4 protein-coding genes are annotated in these 5,325 nt (G+C 73.0%); all 4 read right to left on the minus strand.

All coding sequences use genetic code 11. From position 1 onward, the window contains the following. On the minus strand, window positions 1–880 hold an 880-nt coding region (locus AB0D66_RS34020), incomplete at its 3' end, for a glycine betaine/L-proline ABC transporter ATP-binding protein (RefSeq protein WP_362311028.1). Window positions 881–951: 71 nt separating this feature from the next. Then, window positions 952–2,529, minus strand: a complete 1,578-nt coding sequence (locus AB0D66_RS34025; RefSeq protein WP_362311025.1) for a GMC oxidoreductase — start codon at window positions 2,527–2,529, stop codon at window positions 952–954. A gap of 12 nt (window positions 2,530–2,541) precedes the next feature. Continuing rightward, window positions 2,542–4,026 carry an aldehyde dehydrogenase family protein gene (locus AB0D66_RS34030; RefSeq protein WP_362311026.1) on the minus strand — a complete coding sequence of 495 codons (1,485 nt, stop codon included), beginning with the start codon at window positions 4,024–4,026 and terminating at the stop codon, window positions 2,542–2,544. Between the two features lie 184 nt (window positions 4,027–4,210). Beyond that, window positions 4,211–5,325, minus strand: a 1,115-nt coding sequence (locus tag AB0D66_RS34035) for a ClC family H(+)/Cl(-) exchange transporter (protein WP_362311027.1), incomplete at its 5' end; no start/stop codon positions are given.

Raw genomic sequence — 5,325 nt, forward strand, 5'->3', positions numbered from 1 at the left:
CCAGCGCCGGGCCCCGGCCGGCCTCGCCGTCCGTCGCCGGGCGCATCGCGCTGCGCACGGTCAGCACCTGCTCGCGCGGCACGTCGCGGACGAAGTCCCGTACGTAGTCGTCGGCGGGGGAGCCGACGATCTCCTCCGGGGTGCCGAGCTGCACGATGCGGCCGTCGCGCATCAGCGCGATCCGGTCGCCGAGGCGCAGCGCCTCGGACAGGTCGTGCGTGATGAAGACCATGGTGCGGCCCTCCTCGTGGTGGAGCCGGGCCACCTCGCCCTGCATCTCCCGGCGGATCAGCGGGTCGAGCGCGCTGAACGGCTCGTCGAACAACAGCACTTCCGGGTCGGCCGCCAGGGCGCGGGCGAGGCCCACGCGCTGCTGCTGGCCGCCCGACAGCTGCCCGGGCCGGCGGCCCTCGAGGCCGTCGAGACCGACCTTGGCGACCATCTCGGCCGCCTTGGCACGCCGCTCGGCGCGCCCCATGCCCTGGATCTCCAGGCCGTAGGCGACGTTGTCCAGGACGGTGCGGTGCGGCAGCAGCCCGAAGTGCTGGAAGACCATGGAGGCGCGGTGGCGGCGCAGCTCGCGCAGCCGGGCCGCATCCATGGCGAGGACGTCCTCGCCGTCGATGGAGAGGGATCCGGCCGTGGGCTCGATCAGCCGGGTCAGGCAGCGCACCAGGGTGGACTTGCCCGAACCCGAAAGGCCCATGACGACGAAGGCCTCGCCCTTGCGGACGTCGAAGCCGACGTCGCGCACGGCGGCCGTACAGCCCGTGCGCTCGCGCAGTTCGGCGGCGGACAGCTCGGCGTGCTCGGAGCCCGGCACCAGGGCGGCCTTGCGCGGCGGACCGAAGACCTTCCACAGGCCCCGTACGGAGAACACGGGCTCCGCGCCGGCGCCGGACCCGGCCGCGTTCGCGGGGTCCGACGCGGCGGAGCCGGTATGAGCCGCGGTCACCGGAGCTCACCGCCCAGCAGTTCGGCGGCCTTCTCGCCGACCATGAGTACTCCGATCATCGGGTTGACCGCGGGCATCGTCGGGAAGACGGACGCGTCCGCGATCCGGATGCCGTCCAGGCCGCGCACCTTCAAGTCCGGTCCCACAACAGCCCTTTCGTCATCGGCGGCGCCCATCTTGCAGGTGCCCGCCGGGTGGTAGACGGTGTGCGCCACCGAGCGGGCGTATGCGCTCAGCGCCTCGTCGTCGGTGACCTCCGGGCCCGGGCACACCTCGCGCTTCAGCCAGCCGGCCAGCGGCTCGGCCGCCGCGATCTCGCGGGCCAGCTTGATGCCGTCCACCAGGGTGCGGGCGTCGTAGTCGTCCTCGTCCGTGAAGTAGCGGAAGTCCAGGGCGGGTTTGACCTCGGGGTCCGCGCTGGTGAGGTAGAGGCGGCCGCGGCTGCGCGGCTTGGGGATGTTGGGCGTCAACGAGACGCCGTGCGCGGGGCGTTCGTACCCGATCCGCTCCGGATTGTCGGTGAACGGGATCTGGTAGAAGTGGAACATCAGGTCGGGCCCCGGGGATTGGGGGTCGCGCCGGACGAACAGTCCCGCGTCGCTGTCCATCGCCGAGTTCTCGGGGATCGGGCCGTCCGTCTCCCAGACGATCACCGATTCCGGGTGGTCGAGGAGGTTCTCGCCCACGCCCGGCAGGTCGTGGACCGGCGGTATGCCGAGGGCCTCCAGGTCCGCGCGGGGGCCTATGCCGGAGTGCAGCAGCAGCCGCGGGGTGTCCACGGCGCCCGCGCACACCACCACCTCGCGGCGGGCGGTGATCAGCGACCGCGTGCCGTCCGCGGCCCGGACGTGGACGCCGCGCGCCCGGGTGCCGTCCAGTTCGAGGCGGTAGGCCCAGGTCTCCAGCAGGATCCGCAGGTTGGGCCGCTCGTCCATCACCGGGTGGAGGTACGCCACCGACGCGGACGACCGCTTGTTGGTCTCCGGGTGGTAGGCGAGGTCGAAGAAGCCGGCGCCCTCGTGGAACGGCTTCTGGTTGAAGCCCTCCACCCGCGGCACGCCCAGCGCGTGCTGCGCCGCGTCGACGAAGTCGCGGGCGATGGCGTTGCGGTCCGCCTCGCCGACCGGCACGATGTTGTTGAGGAGCCGGTCGAAGTACGGGTCCATGGCGGCCCCGTGCCATCCCTCGGCGCCCGCCTCCGACCACTCGTCCCAGTCGGACGGCAGCGGCTTGAAGGCGATCAGGGTGTTGTGCGAGGAGCAGCCGCCCAGCACGCGGGCCCGGCTGTGCCGGATGTGCGAGTTGCCTCGCGGCTGCTCGGTGGTCGGGTAGTCGTAGTCGAGATCGCCGCCGAGCAGGCCCATCCACCGGCGCAGGGTGAGCACGTCGGGGCGGTCGACGTCGCTGGGTCCGCCCTCGATGACGGCGACGGTGACGCCGGGGTCCTCGGTCAGGCGGGAGGCGATCACGGAGCCGGCCGTGCCGCCGCCGACGACGACGTAGTCGTACTCGTGCTCCTGCCCGCTCTCGTCTCCGTGCTCGTGCCGGTGGGTGGTGGTCTTCTTCCCGGTCATGTCTCTCCCTCCTCAGCCCGCGAACCAGCGCACGGGGCGCGGGGCGAGGTTCTGGTACACGTGCTTGGTCTCGCGGTACTCGGCCAGGCCCGACGGGCCGAGTTCGCGTCCGACGCCGGACTTTCCGAAGCCGCCCCATTCGGCCTGCGGCAGGTACGGGTGGAAGTCGTTGATCCAGACGGTGCCGTGGCGCAGCCGGCCCGCGACGCGGCGGGCGCGGCCCTGGTCCGCCGTCCAGACGCCGCCGGCGAGCCCGTACTCGGTGTCGTTGGCGAGCGCGACCGCCTCGTTCTCGGTACGGAAGGTCTCGACGGTCAGGACCGGTCCGAAAACCTCCTCGCGCACGACGCGCATGCTGCGGTGGCAGCGGTCGAGAACGGTCGGACGGTAGAAGTAGCCGGGGCCTTCGGGCCGTTCGCCGCCGGAGCGCAGCACCGCTCCCTCCGCGAGCGCGGAGGCCACGTAGGACTCGGTGCGCTCCCGCTGGGCGGCGGAGACCATCGGGCCGCATTCGACGCCCGGGTCGGTGCCGCGGCCGAGGCGGATCTTCTCGGCGCGCCGGGCGAGTTCGGCCACGAAGCGCTCGCGCAGCGATTCCTCGATGATCAGGCGCGAGCCGGCCGAGCACACCTGGCCGCTGTGCATGAAGGCGGCGTTGAGCGCCTGGTCGACGGCGGTGTCGAAGCCGTCCTCGGTGGCGCAGGCGTCGGCGAAGACGACGTTGGGGTTCTTCCCGCCGAGTTCGAGGGCGACCTTCTTGACCGTGTCGGCGGCCGCGTGCATGACCTTCGTACCGCTCGCGAGTCCACCCGTGAAGGACACCAGGTCGACATCGGGATGGGAGGAGAGGCGGGCGCCGACCGGATCGCCGGCTCCGGTGACCAGGTTGGCGACTCCGGCGGGCAGGCCCGCCTCCGCCAGCAGTTCGATGAGGGCGACCGTGGTCAGCGGGGTGATCTCACTCGGTTTGACCACGAAGGTGTTGCCCGCCGCCAGGGCCGGCGCGATCTTCCAACTGGCCTGGAGCAAGGGGTAGTTCCAGGGGGTGATCAGGGCGCACACCCCGACCGGTTCGTGGACGACGACACTGTGGACCTCGGGGGAGCCGGCGTCCACGACCCGGCCCGCGCCCTCGCCGATGACGAGGTCCGCGAAGTAGCGGAAGGCGTCGACGACGCAGTCCACGTCCACGCGGCCCTCTTCGAGCGTCTTGCCCGCGTCCCGGCTCTCCAGGAGCCCGATGCGCTCGCGGTCCCGCTGGAGCAGCTCGGCCGTGCGGCGCAGCACCGCCGCACGCTCGGCGACCGCAGTGGCCGGCCACGGTCCGCCGTCGAAGGCGGCCCGCGCGGCGCGCACGGCCGCGTCGACATCGGCGGTACCGCCCTCCGCGACCACGGCGAGGACGGAGGCGTCCGCCGGGTCCAGGACCTCCCTGGTCGCTCCAGAGGCCGCGGACCGCCATGTCCCGGCTGTGTAGATGGTCTTCTGCTCCGACACGACGCTCCGTACCTCCGGTACCTCCTGGACGTCACCCCCGGCGGGCCGGCGGTGACCTGGCAGTTTCCGCGCATGCCCCATGCCCCCGAAGTCATGTCCCATCCGCCCCTCGAAGTGACTGGAGTCACTTATCGGCCACCGACATCGAGGGCGGGCGCCCGCGCGGGAAGGGGTGACCCGGGTCTCAGTGCGGGTGCGTGCCCGTCATGCGCAGGCGCAGGCTGTCGTAGACCGGCGCGCTCCCCATCCGGTCCGCGGTCAGCGTCGCGGCGAAGCAGGCGAGCAGCAGCGGAACGAGCAGCGTGGTGGAACCGGTGATCTCGACGGTGAGCACGATGCCGGTGACGGGAGCCCGGACGACCGCGGAGAACAGCGCGGCCATACCCGTGATCGCGAAGGACACGGCGGCGGAGCCGCCGTCCGGCAGGAGCGGCAGCGCGAGCCCGTGCACGAGCGCCCCCCACACGGCTCCGAGCGCCAGCAGCGGGGCGAAGAGCCCGCCCGGAGCTCCGGCCGCGTAACTGAGCGGCCCGGCGACGAACCGGACCACGCAGTACCCCGCGAGTACGGCGAGCGCCGGAACGCCACCGTCCAGCAGCCGCTCGTTCAGCTGTTCCCCGCCGCCGCCCAGCAGCGGATCGACGCAGAGCAGCAGGCCCACGACGGCCCCGATCACGGCCGCCCGGGCGACCGGCCCGACCCGCCTGACGCGGTCGCAGTAGGCCAGCATCCCGATGACGAGGCGGTTGTAGCCCGCGCCGAGGGCGCCGGTGGCCGCGCCGAACAGGAGGAACGCGGGCAGCAGGGCGACCGGGGGGTCGGTGACGGCCCGGACCGGGTAGACGGCCCCGCCTCCGATCAGGAGCTGGGAGCAGCCGACGGCCGTGGCGGTGCCGATCACGGCGAGGAGCACCAGGCGCGGCCTGACCACCTTGGTCACCTCCTCGAAGACGAAGAGGATGCCCCCCAGCGGTGCGGTGAAGGCCACGGCGAGCCCGGCTCCGGCGAGCGAGGTGTGCAGCAGGGTGACGTCCTGCGCGCCCATCCCCGTCCGGCGCCCCGCTTCCGATCCGATCACCGCACCCATGTGCACCGTCGGGCCCTCCCGTCCGAGCAGCAGGCCGGAGCCCATGGCGATCACCCCGCCGACGAACCTGGCCGGTACCACCCAGGGCGTCTGCGGCGTCCGTTCGCCGAGCCACACGGCGTCGACCTCCTGGATGCCGCTCCCCGCGGCCGAGGGCACCCGCCGGGCGATCGCGCAGGCCGCGGCCGCACCCGCCGCGGTGACCACCACCG

Origin of the sequence: Streptomyces sp. NPDC048270 (genome assembly GCF_040652335.1) — a bacterium.
In the GTDB taxonomy this organism is placed as follows: Bacteria; Actinomycetota; Actinomycetes; order Streptomycetales; family Streptomycetaceae; genus Streptomyces.

Bases quoted from the DNA above. Each gene is read 5' to 3' on its own strand.
- AB0D66_RS34025 (WP_362311025.1), bottom strand. From the start codon at position 2,529: ATGACCGGGAAGAAGACCACCACCCACCGGCACGAGCACGGAGACGAG.